Annotated in this window: 16 protein-coding genes; 12 read left to right on the top strand and 4 right to left on the bottom strand. The window is 44.2% G+C overall.

Features of this window, described 5'->3' with window-relative positions; all coding sequences use genetic code 11:
• Positions 1-24 precede the first annotated feature (24 nt).
• Positions 25-651 (bottom strand): OmpW/AlkL family protein, encoded by a 627-nt coding sequence (locus AOT82_RS00540; RefSeq protein WP_071001346.1) that lies wholly within the window; start codon positions 649-651, stop codon positions 25-27.
• Positions 652-1,138: 487 nt separating this feature from the next.
• Here AOT82_RS00540 and AOT82_RS13730 point away from each other — a divergent pair, with 487 nt between their 5' ends.
• Together AOT82_RS13730 and AOT82_RS00545 are read left to right on the top strand one after the other, a co-directional pair.
• The gene (locus AOT82_RS13730; protein ID WP_156770943.1) at positions 1,139-1,366 is read left to right on the top strand and encodes a hypothetical protein; all 228 of its coding nucleotides are present in this window, start codon (positions 1,139-1,141) and stop codon (positions 1,364-1,366) included.
• 308 nt (positions 1,367-1,674) lie between these two features.
• Positions 1,675-2,658, top strand: a complete 984-nt coding sequence (locus AOT82_RS00545) for an ion transporter (protein ID WP_071001347.1) — start codon at positions 1,675-1,677, stop codon at positions 2,656-2,658.
• Between the two features lie 133 nt (positions 2,659-2,791).
• Here the strand turns inward: AOT82_RS00545 and AOT82_RS00550 are convergent, their stop codons facing one another.
• The 3 genes from AOT82_RS00550 to AOT82_RS00560 form a co-directional block, all read right to left on the bottom strand.
• Positions 2,792-3,439 carry a TerD family protein gene (locus tag AOT82_RS00550; RefSeq protein WP_071001348.1) on the bottom strand — a complete coding sequence of 216 codons (648 nt, stop codon included), beginning with the start codon at positions 3,437-3,439 and terminating at the stop codon, positions 2,792-2,794.
• Between the two features lie 50 nt (positions 3,440-3,489).
• Positions 3,490-4,617, bottom strand: a complete 1,128-nt coding sequence (locus AOT82_RS00555; RefSeq protein ID WP_071001349.1) for a helix-turn-helix transcriptional regulator — start codon at positions 4,615-4,617, stop codon at positions 3,490-3,492.
• 194 nt (positions 4,618-4,811) lie between these two features.
• Positions 4,812-7,577: an ATP-binding protein gene (locus AOT82_RS00560; protein ID WP_442965705.1), complete on the bottom strand. Its 2,766-nt coding sequence runs from the start codon at positions 7,575-7,577 to the stop codon at positions 4,812-4,814.
• A gap of 374 nt (positions 7,578-7,951) precedes the next feature.
• Here AOT82_RS00560 and rsmG point away from each other — a divergent pair, with 374 nt between their 5' ends.
• The 10 genes from rsmG to AOT82_RS00610 all read left to right on the top strand — a co-directional run bounded on the left by rsmG (position 7,952) and on the right by AOT82_RS00610 (position 17,873).
• Positions 7,952-8,668, top strand: a complete 717-nt coding sequence (gene rsmG, locus AOT82_RS00565; RefSeq protein WP_071001351.1) for a 16S rRNA (guanine(527)-N(7))-methyltransferase RsmG — start codon at positions 7,952-7,954, stop codon at positions 8,666-8,668.
• Between the two features lie 259 nt (positions 8,669-8,927).
• Positions 8,928-9,707 (top strand): ParA family protein, encoded by a 780-nt coding sequence (locus AOT82_RS00570; protein WP_071001352.1) that lies wholly within the window; start codon positions 8,928-8,930, stop codon positions 9,705-9,707.
• Positions 9,708-9,811: 104 nt separating this feature from the next.
• The gene (locus tag AOT82_RS00575; RefSeq protein ID WP_071001353.1) at positions 9,812-10,954 is read left to right on the top strand and encodes a ParB/RepB/Spo0J family partition protein; all 1,143 of its coding nucleotides are present in this window, start codon (positions 9,812-9,814) and stop codon (positions 10,952-10,954) included.
• 101 nt (positions 10,955-11,055) lie between these two features.
• Positions 11,056-11,769, top strand: a complete 714-nt coding sequence (locus AOT82_RS00580; protein WP_071001354.1) for a MotA/TolQ/ExbB proton channel family protein — start codon at positions 11,056-11,058, stop codon at positions 11,767-11,769.
• A gap of 72 nt (positions 11,770-11,841) precedes the next feature.
• Positions 11,842-12,273, top strand: a complete 432-nt coding sequence (locus tag AOT82_RS00585; RefSeq protein ID WP_058024949.1) for an ExbD/TolR family protein — start codon at positions 11,842-11,844, stop codon at positions 12,271-12,273.
• Between the two features lie 76 nt (positions 12,274-12,349).
• A complete protein-coding gene (gene msbA / locus AOT82_RS00590) occupies positions 12,350-14,137 on the top strand; it encodes a lipid A export permease/ATP-binding protein MsbA (RefSeq protein ID WP_071001355.1) in 1,788 nt (595 codons plus the stop codon).
• Between the two features lie 66 nt (positions 14,138-14,203).
• A complete protein-coding gene (lpxK, locus tag AOT82_RS00595) occupies positions 14,204-15,334 on the top strand; it encodes a tetraacyldisaccharide 4'-kinase (protein WP_071001356.1) in 1,131 nt (376 codons plus the stop codon).
• Positions 15,335-15,379: 45 nt separating this feature from the next.
• Positions 15,380-16,192, top strand: coding sequence for a 3-deoxy-manno-octulosonate cytidylyltransferase (gene kdsB / locus AOT82_RS00600; RefSeq protein ID WP_071001357.1), 813 nt, complete (start codon positions 15,380-15,382; stop codon positions 16,190-16,192).
• An 86-nt stretch (positions 16,193-16,278) separates the two neighbouring features.
• The gene (locus AOT82_RS00605) at positions 16,279-17,409 is read left to right on the top strand and encodes a DNA polymerase III subunit delta' (protein ID WP_071001358.1); all 1,131 of its coding nucleotides are present in this window, start codon (positions 16,279-16,281) and stop codon (positions 17,407-17,409) included.
• A 116-nt stretch (positions 17,410-17,525) separates the two neighbouring features.
• Positions 17,526-17,873 carry a PilZ domain-containing protein gene (locus AOT82_RS00610; protein WP_058024954.1) on the top strand — a complete coding sequence of 116 codons (348 nt, stop codon included), beginning with the start codon at positions 17,526-17,528 and terminating at the stop codon, positions 17,871-17,873.
• Positions 17,874-17,968 lie beyond the last annotated feature (95 nt).

Raw genomic sequence — 17,968 nt, forward strand, 5'->3', positions numbered from 1 at the left:
CATCGAGTTTAATACGATTTGTGATTAAAACTGTTTAACAAATGCAATGCCATATGCCCAAGGGCTGATATCGATTTCACCGATGTCACCGCCATCTAAAGTAGCATCTGTTTTGATGTCCATATAGCGTGCATCGATACGGAAAGCTTCAGTTGGAGCGAAAGGAATGTCTAAACCGACATGACCAGCCACACCAACACTATCATCAAGATCTAAATCACCACCAGTAGAGATTCTTTCTTTAAAAAAGGTCGTATAGTTCACGCCAACACCAACGAATGGCTTGATATTCATTGGCATGTTGTCAGAGTCAAAGTGATATTGCACAGAAAGAGTTGGTGGTAAATGTTGGGTTTTACCTGTTAAAACTTGTGTGCCATCCGCACTGTTTAGATCAAAATCATGATGAAATGGAAGTGCTGCGAGTAGCTCAACACCGACATTGTTGGCAATGAAATACTCACCACTAATAGTTGGCTGTATATCGCCGTCAACATCAACAGACAAACCATTATCTAGAGTGCCATTATCACTTTTAGGGTCAACATAATGTGCACCAGCCGCAATAGACCAAGTGCCAGAAGGTACGGCAAAAGCAGTGGTCATGGTAAGGGCAGTGGCAGCGGCTAAAACTAGGGATTGTAGTTTCATGATTTGGTTCCTTAATATATTAAAAGGTTATCAGTGCTAATGAGGGATGACATTGCACACTGATACATAATGTTATAATGGATGATAAAGCGGTAACATTATGACTCCATTATAGTATAAAACCACAATTACTGTAAGGTTTTAATTGTGCTTTACTAAGTTTTATTTAATTATTTATAGTAAAGGCGATAACGGTATAATTATTTTGATTATTTAAAAAAATTGATTATTGTGAGGTAGGGTATAAGCCTGTTGTGATACTCTGAAAATAGGTAGATAAGAATTATAGTCAATCCATTAAAAAAGCGTTACAGCGTTAACCTCGCTTGAAGTATGACGTATACATCTGCACTCGGTTGCCTTGTACCACTCTTAAATTGGATCAACTATATATTGATTATTGCTAATGTCTAAACGGTAGAATTGGAAATAAATGGTGACGGCTTACTGAATTGATATTCATGATTTGATAAAAGGCGTACGTATTATGCTTGGTTATTGTAGCAACTCCCCACTACGTTGTAAGAACGCCCGTTCTACCAACATATTGAATCAGGTAGATTCTTGTTGCCCTGAGTGCCATTTATTTTTAGTACCTGCTCAAGACATCAGCCAGCAATTGCCCGCTGATGAGCGGTTTTTACGATTATCAGTAGTAGGCACCGCATTGGTGCTATTAATAGCAGTCTATCTTTATTATCTACATGGGACATAATATAGTCGAACCACTATTAAAGTGTTACAGCGTTAGACTCGTTTAGCCTACTACTGTAGTACTTGCACTCGTCTGCCTTGTACCACTTTTAATATTGATTGACTATAGCGGCTGCTGATGAACAGGCGATAAGCCAATGCCATGCTGGGTCATGTCAAATAGTTGATATTTTTGTATTGATCAAAGTGCATTGATGAAAGCACATTGAATAAAGCGTGCGCTCTTGATGATAGAGCGCTTGAACACCTTGCAAGGCAGTTAATTTATTTTATTTATATAATACCGGTATTTCACCGAATAGGGACGGCATGCTAATCCAATCTATAAGGCGCTTACGTCATTTTGTTTATGATACGTTGCAAAATGATGAACATGACACTTTATTTAGCCGCTATATTGATTATTTTCTCATATTTTTGATTATGACCAATGTGGCAGCTGTGATTGCTGAGTCAGTTGACAGCTGGTACTACCCTTATCAAAATTATTTTACTTGGTTTGAAAACTTCTCTATTGTGATCTTTTCTATTGAATATTTGCTGCGACTATGGAGTGTTGCTGAAGCCAAACCGGACAATACAACGTGGAAACAGCGTTGGGAATGGATCAGAAGTCCTTCCGCACTCATTGATTTGGTAGCCATTGTTCCAGCCTTCTTAAACTTCTTCGTCAATATCGATTTGCGTTTCTTACGTATTTTGCGTTTGTTCCGTATTCTCAAACTGACCCGCTATTTTGCGTCCATGCGTATCCTGCTAGTGGTCATCAGTAAAGAGCGCGGTTCGTTCCAAGCGGTTATTTTTATATTGATTATTATGATTGTGACTGCCTCGAGTGGCATTTATTTGGTCGAAAATCATGCGCAGCCAGAAGAGTTTGAGTCAATACCCAAGGCGATGTGGTGGGCTGTAGTAACGCTCACGACCGTGGGTTATGGGGATGTCACACCAATCACTAATGCTGGCAAGATATTGGGTGCTATTATTACGATATTGGGTGTGGGTTTGGCGGCACTGCCTGCAGGTATTTTGGCAACGGGTCTGGCAAATGAATTGGCGCAGCGCCGTGAAGAGCTGGAGCAGCATTTTCGTGAGCAGCTGATCGATAGCGATTTTGATTTGGTACAAAATCAGATGATGATTGACAAGATTCGCCGAGAGCTGGGACTGGATAAAGAACAAGCACAAAATATTGTACTGCAAGTGCTACGTGAGCAAGAGCTTGAGCGGCGCGAAAAAGAAGTGGAGGTGCGTCAAAAGAATTTTTGCCCGCATTGCGGTGAGGTTTTATAGCTTAGTATCTATCAGGCAATCATAGAAATTTATGCTTAAGATTTCTAGAAACAAGTATATTTGTCAGGAAACATAAAAGGGTACTGTGTGGTTGAGATGCAGTACCCTTTTTAGATTTTATGATCGACTGACGCTATATTCCTTGAGGAATCGGTAGCGCCCGTGCCAATTCATGCGCAACTTCTTGCGCCGCTTTTGAGAGATCTTCTGCGCTCAGTGGTAAATTTTGTAGGGTTAAATGCCAGTCATCAACGGATCGGCGCAAATGAGCCACCCAAAGCGTTTTACAATCACGTGGGAGCTGCTTTAGGTTGACTTCAAAACAGCGGTTACCCTCATCATCACTCAAATGAATCTCACCTTTTTTAACCCTAGAGAGTGAGTGCCCGTGATAGGAGTTGGCAATCAAAGCGATATGAGTGATATGTAAGGGAATTTCTGCTAGCTCTAGTCTGATTTGTTCTTGATCAAGCGGAGCCAAATACATGGCTTGCTCTCCGCGATCCTTGCCATTTAGACTGTCTCCTTGGTGCTTGACGGATTCAGCTTTGTCACGTAATTGTTTGAACCAGACAATATCACTAATGATGCAATTGTCATCATATAATACACAAGCCAAGTCGATATCTACCGCGCTTTTGTCCTTTTTAAAACGTTTAAACAACCCTTTTGGCTCGATCTTAGTAAATTCATAGTTGAGCGCAAAAAATAACGTTCCCGTATCCAAGCCCAGTCCTCTTAAACTGTCGGAAAGCAGCGGTGATGGGGCAGCGGTTGGCATAATATTCCTTTTTTAATTTTTAGTGGTTAACGATTAGTGTCATTCGAGTGTTATTCGTTGTTTGTCATTGCAGGTTGGTCCAATACCGCTTGATAAAGGAGTGCAGGCTTGGCGTCTAACAGTCCACTGCCAAAACCACGTAACCACCAGACCAGCTGTGAGGTCAAATTAACGGTCGCTTTTATTGTTAGGGTGTCGTCGTCGTTTGATGTGACGATTTGATCATCACTCAGCTTGCTCTCAGTGAGGCTTCGGCCTGCTTTTTGGGTAAATTTTAGCTCAACGGCTGTGTTTTTACCACGCTCAGCCAACTCACCAAATAATGGATGACTAAAGCCCATACTGCCTTCATCCAAATACGTATCGAGCTGAAAGTTATCTGGTGTCTTTGCTGCGCTCTCTAAAATCTCGACTCTATCAAATCGATGTAGCGCAAAGGTACGAATGGTGGCATCGGGGTCATCGGTACGAGTCGCCAGTAGATAAATAATCACGCCACGCTGAATGATAGCAATAGGGTTTAGCGTATATTCGCTGGCCTCTGATTTATTGCTGCGAGTGTAGCAAGCATTAATTTGCAGCTGATAAAACAATGCATGGTAAATGTTGTCTTTGCTATCTAAATCTATATCTGGGGCAATAAGTGGCTGGGTCGCAGGCTCGATACGTACACGGTCTATCCATGAATGCGTGACTTTACTGTTTTTGAGCTGTCGTCTTGCTAGATCAAACCACGGAAATAGCTCATCTAAAATCACAGGCGGCAATAGCTGAGTGAGATTGGCCTCGACCATATTAAAAGCAACTGCCTGCGATAGATTCATATGCGGCAAGCTTTGCAGCGGTGCATCTTCCTTCCAGCGCCAACCTTGTGGATTGGCGTTGTTTTTTTCGATAGGAAAGCGTTTGGCCAATGCGTTCAAATCACGTTGCACGGTACGCAGGCTGATGTCAAAACCGGCCATCATGAGCTGTTCATAAATATGAGTCGTACCTACCCAGCGGTTGCGCTGTAGCTGTGACAGTACTTGCCATTGACGAGCCGTTGTCGCTGCCCCATAACGATTATCCTGGGTCTCTTTTAACACATCATTTTCTGCCGCCTCTATTGCAACTGCTTGCTCATCAGAATCTGATTGAGCTTGAAGGTTATTGGCATTAGTAGAATGTACAGTCATCAAAAAATACCCTTTATAAAGTCACAGGTTATTGTTCTACAGATTTTGGCTGGTTGTTTATCATCTCAGAAAAGTATCAAAGCGTCTAGGGACGTTCGTATACATTTAGACATCGTTTAGGCGCCGTCTAAGCGCCGTCTAAACATGGTCTAGATACGTTCTAGTTATCATTTTGGTGTGTTGTCATTGACACTTTAAGCTTCACTTTGCTCATGGTTATCAGTGACGTCACTATCGTTATTTTCGCCTTTACGTTTTTCTTTTTCTATTTTGTCCTCTTTTTTTTGGCGCTTAGCTTTGCGTTTTTTCTTCTCTTTCTTTTTTGACTTTTTATCATCTACCTCATCGTCGCCGTCTTGGTTCTCATCCCATAACATCAGACGATTTAGGACTTTGCCAAATAGGGTGTCTTTGCGGTAGCGACCTTTTTTATTCATGGTATCGATGGGTAGGCCTGTCATCAAGGTCAATGCTTCACTCAAGGTATAAACGCCATAAATATGGAAGTCGCCGTCTTTTACCGCAGCAATGATATCGTCGCGTAGCATGAGTTGTTTGACATTGGCCATTGGAATGACCACGCCTTGAGCGCCCGTCAACTCTTGCTCACGGCACGCATCAAAAAAGCCGGCGATTTTGGCATTGATACCACCAACCGCTTGTACTTCGCCTAGCTGATTCATAGAACCAGTAATGGCAAAGGATTGATCAATAGGGACATTTGCTAAAGCGGATAGTAGCGCACAACCTTCGCTAACGGTGGCACTATCACCATCGATATGGGCGTAGCTTTGTTCAAACGCGAGCGAAGCACTAAAATTTAGTGCATGGTGTTGGCTAAATAACGCACGCAAATAACTGGTCATGATTAGCATCCCTTTAGCGTGCAAGCTACCACCCAAGTCTACATCACGCTCGATATCAAGGATTTCACCTGCGCCAATATTGGGCTGAATAACGGCAGTGAGGCGCGCTGGCATGCCAAACTCACTATCAGCATAGCTGACGACGGTCAGGGCGTTGACTTGCCCAACTGCACTGCCTTGGGTTTGAATCAGCTGCTGGCCGTTTTTGAGTTCGTCCCAGTATAGATCGCGCAAATATCCTGAGCGCTCATCCATGTCGTCAATTGCCTGAGTGACATGATCTGCTGTCACCATTGTCTCATCATTTAAACGAGCGTGACGGTTTGATTCATGCAACAGTTTAATCAACAAATCACTGTGTAGGCTTAAACGATCCTGCTCTTCAGCTTGCAAGCTTAAATGCTCAAGCAACGTGGCTTGCGCGCTACTATCGAATGGATAGAGATCAGCATAATCGATGATGTCTGCCATTTTCGCTACCAGTGCCAATTCATGCTCGCTGGTGCGCGTCACATCATCATGAAAGTCCGCGCGAACTTTAAACACTGCATCAAACTCAGGCTCAAGCTCAAGCAGCTCATAATATAAGTCTGCTTCACCTAATAAGATCACTTTGATATCAAGATCAATGGGCGCTGGTGATAAAGACAAGCTACCTGTTAGCGTTAGCATTTGCTCAAGGCTTGAGAGCTTAATTTTGCGTGACTGTAGCGCGCGCTTTAGACCTTGCCATGCATAAGGATGCTCAAGTAAATGGCTGGCTTCTAGCAGCAGATAGCCGCCATTGGCACGGTGTAGGGCACCTGCGCGAATCATACTGACATCAGTCGTTACTGTCCCTAATTGAGTGATTTGCTCAACATGACCCAATAAGTTTAGATGGGTTGGTAAGTCTTCAAAGACAACAGGCGCGCCACTGTCTGGTGCGTGACTGACAATGACATTGACCGCGTAACGGCTGGGTGTTGTGGTCAATACAGCCGTCACAAACTCTTCGTCATCGCCGTTAACGATACGCTCTACATGAGTAACCATATCGGCAAATATGGCTTTGAGATAGTCAACCACAAGTGGGTGCGTGGCAAATTGCTCATAAACAGGCGCGAACAAAGGCTGTAGTGCACGGCGTGCGATACTGCGATGCAGTGATTCTATCGCATCGTTGGCTTCGTCTTCTAACTGCTCTAACGCAATGGTTAGCTGACTGAGGCGCTTTTGCATATGGTTTTTCTGTACGAAGTTATTTAACTCAGCCTCGTACTCACTGTTACCATACTCAGAATTTTGAGCGTTGTTTTGATCTTCATCATGGTTAGTCTTATCGTTGCTCAATATGTTGGCTTTTTCGTTATCATTTCTTGGCGACGAATTTGCACTGTTGCTAGATGATTCTGAAGCCTTTACAGGGTCGCTACTACTGTCTGTCGTCAACTGACTGGGATGGACGAAAACTGCCTTGTTATCAAACGAGCGAAACGTCAAGGCGAGGTCATACTGTTTGCCCTCAGCGTTTAGCGCGTCGTAAGCATGACTCTCTTTTTGATGTGTATTGTTTTTAATCGCTTCGATTTTACTTTGGTATTGGTCGCTACGAAAGCGTTGGCTTAGTCGCTTTTTTGCCTGTTGCCACAAGTTATTGACCTGCTGTTGTAGCAAGGCGGCTTGTCCTGCAGGTAGACGCAGAGCCAGTGGCGTACGTGGATCGGTAAAATTGTGCACATAAACCCAATCATCAGGCGTGGGTGCGTCGGCGGCAATACGGGCCAACAGGCGACTGATGACAGTACGCTTACCCAAGCCGTTCTCACCAGCAGCAAACACATGATAGCCACTTGCATTGATGTCTAGCGCTGTATGCAAGGCTTTGAACGCACGTTGTTGACCGAAGCCAACATCTAAGTCAGGCGCAGTACGTGTGTCTGTAGGCAGCTCATCAGGGTCGCTATAGCGTTTTAGTTGCTCAGCTGAAATACGGCAGCTTTTTTGAACCTCAGTAAAAATAGGATTTGGGGCGTTAGATATTACTGGTTTATCGTCTTGTGAGTCAGCGGTAGGTGGTACCATATTATTAGCGTCTTTTGATATTTGAGACATAAGGGGGTAGGGTCGTTCGGTCATAGGCGTTTAAGAGATCATCTTAGCAATAGTAACAGAGTTAAAGAAGCAGTACGGTATTATAAAAAAGCGCTTCTTAGATTTTTATAATCAAGCAGAATATCTTACAAGATATGGCCACAATTTAGCGAAATCATTGAGCATACTTTTGTATCATGGTGAGATAACTATGTAGCAATAGGCGACTGGAGCATAAATTAAGCGGAAGTTTTGCGCTATTAAAGTAGAATAACGCCTCACAAACCGTGCAGATAGTATAAGATGTCCCACATTGGCGCAATCTGCAACTATTCAATGAGCAGACTGCATGATAAAATAGGCGGTTCACATGTCAAAACTGGATAACTCGTTGTATGTCAGCTTCCGCTAAAACCTCTTCGTCGTCTACTAGCACGGGTAATATCAATATTGATCCGACTGGCTTTGTGAAGCTTGGCTCACAATTGCCAAAGCTGGCCAGTATCTTAGCCCAAGCCGTAAATGAGCTAAGTCTATCACTAAGTGAGAAACAGCAGCGCACGTTATTATTATACTTAGACCAGCTTTTGTTGTGGAATAAAGCGTATAATCTGACCGCCATCACCGATCCAGAAGAAGCGCTGATCAAACATGTGATTGATTGCTTGTCTATTATAACGCATTTGCCGACAGGGTCGCTGCTTGATATCGGTACAGGTGCAGGGTTGCCTGCAGTGATTATTGCGATTTGTCAGCCTGAGCGCTCGTGTACAGCCCTTGATAGTAATCAAAAAAAGATTCGCTTTATTAAGCAGATCAGCAGTGAGCTTGGCTTACGTAATATGCAACCGATCGCTTCGCGTATTGAAGCGCACGAAGCCAGCTATGATGTGGTGACTTCTAGAGCGTTTGCCAGTTTGATAGATTTTGTTGAAGTAGCGCAGCCGAGATTGGCAGATGGCGGTTATTTGTGTGCTATGAAAGGCAAAGTGCCAAGCGATGAAGAGCTACAAGCGCTTGATAGTGATTGGCACATTAAGACGATTAAGCTGACAGTGCCGCGTCTGCATGATAGTCGTCATTTGATTGAAATGTCTGCTAAAAATGCCTGAAAGGTAGATACTTCTCAGTCATGAAACAGCAGTCGTTTTTTGTGAAACGCAGTTTACGTTTGTACCTAAATGGCATAGTATTTAAAAGGCACTGAAAATATACAAACGAAAATTGGGTGATTTATAAAAGAATTTTTTTATAAATGGCTGACTTTCATGAAGCGCTGATTTAGTAGCACTGCATAAGCATATAAGATTGAGCGGCAAATAAATTAAAAGAAAAAGTCAGTAACAGACCTTAATAAAATTGAGTGAGTGTATGGAAATCATAGCAATTGCGAATCAAAAAGGCGGCGTGGGCAAAACCACGACGGCGGTAAACTTGACCGCCAGTTTAGCTGCTAAGCGCAAGCACGTACTACTGATTGACTTAGACCCACAGGGCAATGCAACCAGCGGTACGGGTGTCGACAAAAACGAGCTGACGCTTACCATAGCCGATGTTTTACTGGATGGTGTAGCGCTTTCAGAAGCGATTGTGACCAGTCCGGCAGGGTTTGATGTGATCGGTGCCAATCGTGATTTGGCTGGTATGGACATCACATTGATGAGTAAAACGGACAGTCACGAGCTGTTCAAAACGGCGATGAAAAATCTGGTTGATGCGCAGACATCCTCGCAACAGCCGCCATACGATTACGTGATTATAGACTGTGCACCCAGTTTGAACCTACTGACGATTAATGCCTTGGTTGCAACTGATAGTGTGATTATCCCAATGCAGTGTGAATATTATGCATTAGAGGGATTAGCGGATTTATCACAGACGATTGAGCGTCTTACTGAATTAAACCCTAAGTTATATATTCGCGGTGTTGTGAGAACGCTGTTTGATGCGCGTAACACGCTTGCCCGTGATGTGTCTGCTGAATTAGAAGCGCACTTTGGCGATATTATGTATAAGACTCATATTCCAAGAAACATTCGCCTAGCAGAAGCACCCGCGCATGGTCTACCAGTGATTGCTTATGAGAGATGGTCAAAAGGCGCGCGCGCCTATCAAAAATTGGCCGCTGAAGTGATAAAGCAAAGTAGCTAGTTTTTCTATAAAAGCTTTCGAACAATAAAGCACTTAACATTGTATTTAGTAAGCCGCAGCAGTAATCAATTGGCTTTTATTTTAGCGTTAGAGGATAGGTAATCATGGCGAAGAAAAGAGGGTTGGCTGCCAATCGAGGCTTAGATGCCTTATTAGGGTCAATCAAGAAAGAAAAGCAAATCACCGCCTCTGCCTTGCAAGATGATATGGCTGCACGCGATGTGGCCGTGCCAGCTGAAACGCTAGACACCAACATGCCTGTGAAAACTGCCCCCGTCGATGCGGCTGCGCCCAAAGCCAGTAAAAAATCGGCTGCAAAATCCACTGATAATGACACTACTGTCAGTAATAGTACTCGTTCATCACGTGTGACAAGCAAGACGGCTATCAACAAAACGCGTGGTAATAGCACAGACGTAAACGCTTCAGAGGATCAAATCAGCCTCGTGCAGATCGATGTCACGCGTCTACAAGCAGGTAAGTATCAACCGCGCCGTGACATGAGTGAAACGGCACTGGCAGAATTGGCATCTTCTATTGAGCAGCATGGCGTGATGCAGCCCATCGTTATCCGCCCATTGCTCGCCAATGAAGATAAGAGTGAAGTATTTGTCACTCATGAAATTATCGCTGGCGAACGTCGCTGGCGCGCGGCAAAAATGGCGGGTAAGTCGGTTATTCCAGCGATTGAGCGTGCGTTATCTGATGAGCTTGCTATTGCATTGGCCTTAATTGAAAATATCCAGCGTGAAGATCTATCGGTGATCGAGCAGGCAGCCGCGTTGCAGCGCTTTCATACAGAGTTTGGTATGAGTCACGCCATGATTGCTGAAGTGGTAGGCAAGGCGCGTACAACGGTATCGAATTTACTACGTCTAAATCAATTGCATGATACGGTAAAAGATCATTTGGCAAATAGCGCACTAGACATGGGTCACGCTCGAACGCTTTTAGCATTGTCTTCTGAGCAGCAGCCAATCATTGCACAAAAAATCATCGATGGCGGTATGACGGTGCGAGAAGCTGAAAAGCTGGTCAAATCCATTTTGAACCCTGTACCCAAGGCTAACCGTGTCGAACAAGCACAGTCTCGTGACGAAGAGCGTCTCACGCAAAGATTGACAGATATGTTGGGTGCTGAAGTCAAGCTTAAGCACAAAAAAGACGGGCAGGGTAGTGTTGAGATCTTTTTTCACAGTCAAGACCAGTTAGCTGCTTTGATTAAACACATAGAAGCACAGGCTTAAGACAATACGCAAGCTAGTAGGACTGATTTATTAGTAACGACTATTTACGTATAAATCCATCTACGTAATAACTGTTTTTAAAAATATGGAAGAGAGCAAATATGTGGGAGTTAGTAAAGGCAGGCGGCTGGCTAATGACACCTATTGTCGTCTGCTCTATATTGGCATTGGTTATCATTATTGAGCGTAGTCATACATTGCAATTTAGCAAGACTGTGCCTAGCAGACTGCGTGAGCAGCTCATCACTCGCCTACGCGAAAATGGCGATATCGGCCGTACACAATTGATGAATGTCAAAGAGAAGACAGCGCTTGGTGATATTTTGGCAACGGGGCTGCTCTATCGTCAGTACGGCCTAGAGTCTATGACCATGCATATGCAAAATCGTGCTAGCGTACAAGTCCACCAGCTAGAAAAAAATATCAATATGTTGGGTACAATTGGTGCCATTGCGCCATTGCTTGGATTATTAGGTACGGTATTAGGTATTATTTCTTCATTCTTAGCGATTACTGATGGTGCGATGCAAGATCCAACAATGCTTGCTGCTGGTGTCTCACAAGCACTAATTACCACGGCTGCTGGTATGATCGTCGCCATCCCAGCGCTTGTCGCGTATCGATACTTTCAGCGGCGTATCATCGACATCAATGCACAGTTCGAGACTCAAGCAGGGCTGATGATTCAAGAGCTATACGACTACCAATTGCTCGACAATACTTACGTAGCGGCACCTGCTAATAGTATGACTACTATTGATGAGCGTGCTACTGATCGATTAGATGTAGATAAAAGCAATATGGCGACAATATAATTGTCATAGTTTTGATCCTGAGTTTGATGCTCAAAGTACGTTCGTAATAGCAGGTAAGTAGAAGAGATTCATATGCGCTTTAGAAAACCGACTGTTGAGCCGCTTGAAATTAATCTGACGCCCATGATTGATTGCTTATTGTTTTTAATCGTCTTTTTACTACTGGCTACTTCTTTTAATCATTTTAGTCGTTTAAATATTATCCTTCCTGAAGCAGAAGGTGTGGCGCAGACAGAGCAAAAAAATAGTATAGAAGTAGCTGTACAAGAAGATGGCAGTTATTTGGTGAATGGTATTACGCTTGCTAGTAGTAACGAGGCTGAACTGACCAGCATGTTGCAGCAAGAAGCAGGAAGCAATCGCGATATGCTATTTGTCATCGCAGCGGATGCCAACGCTACCCATCAATCTGTCGTACGGGTGATGGATGTTGCTGGTAAACTCGGATTTTTGAACTTAAATATCAGCACCGTTGTCCCACTTGGTCAAACTTTGCCGCAATAATATTTGCCGCATCATTACTATAAACTGTGTATCAAGCACAGCCCATTCATGTCATGACACCTACATTGAGGCTTTTATGAGCCAAGCTTATACACCTGACTCTACAAAACCTTCTGCTAAAAAACCTTCAGCAGCCCCGTCTAATCCGCCAAAAAGTAAAACTTTACTGCGTCTATTAAAATATCTAAAACCGTATTGGTGGGCTTTGCTACTGACTGTTTTGGGCTTTGCTATCAACGCAGGAACTGAGATTTGGATTGCCAAGCTGTTGCAATACATTACTGATGCCATTAACCAAAGTGATCGAAGCAAACAGGCATTATTTCCATTACTCATCATTGCGCTATTTTTCGTACGCGGTTTGGGCAGTTTTTTGGGTAACTATTACTCGGCTTTGGTCTCACGTAATTTGGTTTATGAGCTGCGGGTCGAGGTTTTTAATAAACTACTGCGCTTGCCAAGTTCATTCTATTTGGCCAATCCTGCTGGTACGATCTCATCCAAGTTGATATTTGATGTTGAGCAAGTCACTGCTGCCAGTACAGACTCAATGAAGACCTTGCTGCGTGATGGTTTGACGGTTGTGGCATTGATAGGGTTTTTGCTTTATAGCAACTGGCGCTTGACTCTAATCCTATTTGTCGTATTGCCACCAATACTATGGCTCATTCGCATTGCCTCCAAGCGTTATCTTAAGCTCTCTAAAGGTATCCAAAAAACGATGGGTAGTGTCAGTCATATTACCAATGAGGTCATCAGTGGCTATCAGGTGGTAAAGAATTATGGCGGACAAGCATATGAAGCCGAGCGCTTTGATAAGACTTCAAAAAAGAACTTACGTCAAGGCATGAAGGTGGTCGTCACCAATAGCATCAATACCCCAGCAGTACAGCTGCTGATGGCGATAGCGATGTCGGTGGTGGTATGGCTTGCATTGAGACCTTCAGTTATTAGCGGTATTTCAGCAGGAGAGTTTATCTCTTATATTGCGGCAGCTGGTCTGCTCAGTAAGCCCGTCCGTTCATTGACTGATGTCAATCAAAAACTGCAAAAAGGCATTGCTGCTGGTGAGTCGATTTTTGCATTACTTGATGAGCCAGAAGAGGAAGACACAGGCACTATCAGCAAGGCGTTATCTGGTCAGATGTCTTTGGATAATATCAGTTTGGTATATCCAGATTCGACAGTTGCTCTACGTGATTTTACGTTAAATATAAAAGCAGGCGAGACGGTTGCATTGGTAGGACGAAGCGGAGCAGGCAAGTCCTCCTTGGTTAATCTCTTAACGCGTACTTTAGAAACCTCTTCAGGACAAATTACCTTAGATGGTGTGCCGATAGACCAGATTAAGCTAGAGAGCTTGCGCGCACAAATTGCGATGGTGAATCAGCAGGTTGTACTATTTAATACCACAGTATTTAATAACATTGCTTATGGGGGATTGGCCAACAAGAGCCAAGCTGAGGTCGAGGAGGCTGCAAAAGCGGCTTTCGCGCATGACTTTATCATGAAAATGCCAAACGGCTATCAAAGCGAGATTGGGGCCGAAGGGCTCCAGCTGTCTGGCGGCCAGCGTCAACGACTATCTATTGCTCGCGCGTTGTTAAAAGATGCGCCGATTCTGATTTTGGATGAAGCCACCAGTGCGCTTGATAATGAGTCAGAGTATTATATTCAGCAAGCGCTCGATAACGTCATGAAAAACCGTACGACGCTAGTGATTGCGCACCGCTTAACGACTATTGAATCTGCGGATCGTATTGCTGTGATGGATGGTGGTCAGATAGTTGAGCTTGGTACCCATAATGAGCTGATGCAGCTGCAAGGCCATTATGCGCAAATGTATGCTCGAGACTTTGAGTAGAATAGATTTATTTGATAAAGCGTCAACGCCTAAGCAGCGAATCGATAGGATACATGGCAATTATTTATGAGTATTGAGACGATAATTACTAATGCATGGCAACGTAAGGCCGCTTGGTTATGGCTGTTGCTACCTATTAGCTGGCTTTATGGACTGATCACCTTGCTTCGTCGTCACGCTTATAAAGTTGGGCTGCTATCAAGTTATCGCGCACCTATACCCGTCATGGTCATTGGTAATATCAGTGTGGGTGGTAGCGGCAAAACACCGTTAATTATCGCCTTGGTCAATCACTTGCAAAAACGAGGCATAAAAGTCGGCGTCATCAGCCGCGGTTATGGTGGCGATACGAGCCAAATGCCAGCATTGGTCAATGCCACCAGTTTGCCTAACGTAGTAGGCGACGAGCCATGTTTGATTGTTCATATGACAGGCGTTGCCATGGCAGTATGCCCGAATCGTCAGCAAGCAATTACTACCTTGTTGGATGCTGAACCTGATTTGCAATTGATTATCGCTGACGATGGTTTGCAACATTATGCGCTCAAGCGGGATATAGAGTGGATTGTGGTAGATGCCGCGCGAGGGTTTGGTAATGAGCAATTATTACCAACCGGATTTTTGCGTGAGCCAATGTCACGACTAGAAGGTGCTCATGTGATTTATCATGACAAGCCAAAAACAGACTTGTCGCATTATCATGAAAGCAGTAAAAATTCACACCCTCCTGAGCGCTTGAGCATGCATTTGCAAGCTGATGAATTGCAACATCTATGGAGTCCTCAATCACCTATTAAGCAAATAGATAATGTCGTTCCTGCCAGCAATAGTAGAGTACACGCAGTCAGTGGTATCGGCTACCCACAGCGTTTTTTTGATACGTTGGAGTCTCTTGGTTTTGACGTGATAGGGCATCCTTATCCTGATCACTATGACTTTAGTTTGGCTGAGCTTTTACAATACAGCGATTATCCTATCGTCGTTACCAGTAAAGATGCGGTAAAAATAAAAGCATTGCTGTCAGACTATACGGCGGAGCAAGCATCAAGTGATGAGTATGCACAGCTCGTTAGCAGGTTGTGGGTTTTGCCTGTGACGGCCGTATTATCCGATAACTGTTATGATAATCTAAACCAGCAATTAAAAGCTTTGGGTATTGAGGCTGACTCTGATGTTGGTACAAAAACGCCATCATAGATAATAGTCAATACGTCAAACTGACACAATTTTTAGGAATAAACCATGTCGCTTGTCACCACACCTGCCAAAACCCATATTGTGATTCCTGCACGCTTTAAGAGCACACGGTTACCCGGTAAGCCATTATTGAGCATTCATGGCAAAGCGATGATACTTTGGGTGGCTGAAAAGGCAAAAACAGCAACCTTTGCTGACGATATGTGTATTGCGACTGATGATGAGCAAATTGCAAAGGTCTGTATCGATGCCGGTTTTGATGTCGTGATGACAAGTAGCGAGCATGCTTCAGGCACTGACCGCTTGGCGGAAGTGGCGGCTATCAAAGGCTGGGCTGATCATGATATTGTGGTCAATATGCAGGGTGATGAGCCTCTTGTGCCGCCCTTACTGCTCGAGCAGGTACAGGCGCTTTTGGTAGCGGATGAGGCCAGCGTCATGGCGACACTCTGTGAGCCTATCGATGATTACGATACATTCCAGCGACCTTCTGTGGTAAAAGTGGTCAGCCAACATACGAATAATTTGCAGCGCGCGCTTTATTTTAGTCGAGCACCGATTCCTTGTGATCGTGATATCGTATTGGCGGATGACAATCAAAGACAGCCACCGAAGAACGCATATCGTCATTTGGGTTTATATGCTTACCGCGTTAGTCTATTACAGCAGTTTGTTGCATGGCCACAGACGCCGCTTGAGCAGCTTGAAAGCCTAGAGCAGCTACGAGTGCTAGAAAACGGTAAGCTTATCGCCATTGCAGAGGCCGCCTGTCAACTGCCGGCTGGTGTCGATACCCAAGAGGATCTAAACCGTTTAAATGCCATGCGCTTGGCTGATTTTCAAAACCCCACTAAATAATGATCTGAGCAAGCGCTCGCACATTATCCAGAGTATCATTAGCGTGCCGCATCCTAAATATCTAAAAACGTGATAGAGCTATTGTTATGAATGATCTGACAGCAAATGTAGGCGCGCAAGAGCGTTCAGATAGTATCTATTTTGCGCCCTTATTGCCGTGGCAACAGACATTGTGGTCGCAATTGACGCAGCGAGTATTGACTCAGCAGTCCTTGCCGCATGCATTGCTCGCTGCTGGTATGCAGGGAATGGGTAAACACGCCTTTGTATGGCGGTTGGTGGCTTGGTTATTATGCCGCGAGCATGATACGAATCCACTAGGCGCATGCGGCACGTGTGAAAGTTGTCAATGGCTCAAGTCGGGTACTCACCCAAGCTTGCAAGTGCTGCCAATCGTGAGTATGCCAATCAATGCGGATAGCGACACCCTCCAAGACAAATCAAGCAGCGCAAAAGACAAAAAAGCCACTAAGAGCACCAGCAACAGCGCGATTAAAATCAAAGTGGATGACATTCGTGCCTTGCAGCCTTTTATTTATCAAGGCGGGCAAGGGATGCGCATCTGTGTGTTAGATCATGCTGAGCAAATGACCGTCGCCGCTGCCAATGCGTTACTCAAAACCTTGGAGGAGCCGCAAGCGCAAGTTCATCTATTTTTAATCAGTGACACGCCTGCTCAGCTGCTTCCGACCATCAAGAGCCGTGTACAACAGCTGGCATTACAGACTATTGAGCCCGCTGTTGCTATCGATTATGTGACAAAAGCGCTCGGTCATACCATCAATCGTGAAGCCGTCAGTAAGATGGCGATTGAGCAGTTGATACAATTAGCAAACGGCGCACCTCTCGCTGCGGTAGCATTGGCACAGGCACCGTGGTACAGCAAACGTGCACTGTGGCTGACCACATGGCAGGCACTGCGAAGTGGTAAACGTAGTAGCGTAGCGGCAAGTGATTATTGGCAAAAACAGCTGAGTATTAAAGAGTTTATTCAACTGTCTGAACGGATGCTCCTAGACATAAAGCGCATCTGCCTAGGACTGAATGAATTACAAACAGATATCAACCTATCAGAAGCATTAGCCTCTTATCAACCCGATGCTCTCAATCTAGAAGTATTCGGCGATAGTTTGCAGCAAACCAAAGTTGCACTGCAACAAAATGTGCAAGAAAAATTTGCCTATGATAAGCTAATGCAAGAATTGGCCTGCTTGTAGGAGTGGTGACATAGCCTTTGTGAGCTATTGAAACTTATTGATATAAATTGCTTTTGTTTATATCTCACAATCATTTATAAAAATATATTTGACCCAATTGATAAAGGAAGCTGATTATGGCAATGCCAGGACGCGGCGGGATTTTAACCTGCCATATTGAGACTATCGAAACGTTGTATGCCAGCTATCTGTCTTTTGTGAACAATGGCGCTTTGTTTGTGCCCTCTGATCAGCCGCAGCAATTGGGTAATGAAGTTTTTATTGCTGTTACACTGCCCAACTCTAGTGAGCGTTTGCCAATGAATGGTAAGGTTGTTTGGATCAACTCCAAAACGCAGAGCGGTCGACCAGCAGGCTTTGCTGTGCAAATTGGTAGTGATATCGCAGGACAACGAATCAAGAACGAAGTTGAGCGTTTATTGGCTGGTAAAATAGATAGCCTGCAATCCACTTATACCATGTAGCCCATACCACTTAACCCAAAAACCTAGGCGTCTTTATCGATGGTCATCATGGCTATATTGTATGATTAATAAAAAAGCCTTATAACTGTATAAGG

Origin of the sequence: Psychrobacter sp. AntiMn-1, assembly GCF_001854065.1 — a bacterium.
GTDB lineage: Bacteria > Pseudomonadota > Gammaproteobacteria > Pseudomonadales > Moraxellaceae > Psychrobacter > Psychrobacter pacificensis.

Excerpts from the sequence above, each read along its gene's own strand:
- lpxK (WP_071001356.1), top strand. The coding sequence starts at position 14,204 with ATGAGTATTGAGACGATAATTACTAATGCATGGCAACGTAAGGCCGCT.
- msbA (WP_071001355.1), top strand. The coding sequence starts at position 12,350 with ATGAGCCAAGCTTATACACCTGACTCTACAAAACCTTCTGCTAAAAAA.
- AOT82_RS00555 (WP_071001349.1), bottom strand. The coding sequence starts at position 4,617 with ATGACTGTACATTCTACTAATGCCAATAACCTTCAAGCTCAATCAGAT.
- AOT82_RS00575 (WP_071001353.1), top strand. The coding sequence starts at position 9,812 with ATGGCGAAGAAAAGAGGGTTGGCTGCCAATCGAGGCTTAGATGCCTTA.
- AOT82_RS00585 (WP_058024949.1), top strand. The coding sequence starts at position 11,842 with ATGCGCTTTAGAAAACCGACTGTTGAGCCGCTTGAAATTAATCTGACG.
- AOT82_RS00560 (WP_442965705.1), bottom strand. The coding sequence starts at position 7,577 with ATGTCTCAAATATCAAAAGACGCTAATAATATGGTACCACCTACCGCT.
- AOT82_RS00570 (WP_071001352.1), top strand. The coding sequence starts at position 8,928 with ATGGAAATCATAGCAATTGCGAATCAAAAAGGCGGCGTGGGCAAAACC.
- kdsB (WP_071001357.1), top strand. The coding sequence starts at position 15,380 with ATGTCGCTTGTCACCACACCTGCCAAAACCCATATTGTGATTCCTGCA.
- AOT82_RS13730 (WP_156770943.1), top strand. The coding sequence starts at position 1,139 with ATGCTTGGTTATTGTAGCAACTCCCCACTACGTTGTAAGAACGCCCGT.
- AOT82_RS00580 (WP_071001354.1), top strand. The coding sequence starts at position 11,056 with ATGTGGGAGTTAGTAAAGGCAGGCGGCTGGCTAATGACACCTATTGTC.
- AOT82_RS00605 (WP_071001358.1), top strand. The coding sequence starts at position 16,279 with ATGAATGATCTGACAGCAAATGTAGGCGCGCAAGAGCGTTCAGATAGT.
- AOT82_RS00610 (WP_058024954.1), top strand. The coding sequence starts at position 17,526 with ATGGCAATGCCAGGACGCGGCGGGATTTTAACCTGCCATATTGAGACT.
- AOT82_RS00540 (WP_071001346.1), bottom strand. The coding sequence starts at position 651 with ATGAAACTACAATCCCTAGTTTTAGCCGCTGCCACTGCCCTTACCATG.
- rsmG (WP_071001351.1), top strand. The coding sequence starts at position 7,952 with ATGTCAGCTTCCGCTAAAACCTCTTCGTCGTCTACTAGCACGGGTAAT.
- AOT82_RS00550 (WP_071001348.1), bottom strand. The coding sequence starts at position 3,439 with ATGCCAACCGCTGCCCCATCACCGCTGCTTTCCGACAGTTTAAGAGGA.
- AOT82_RS00545 (WP_071001347.1), top strand. The coding sequence starts at position 1,675 with ATGCTAATCCAATCTATAAGGCGCTTACGTCATTTTGTTTATGATACG.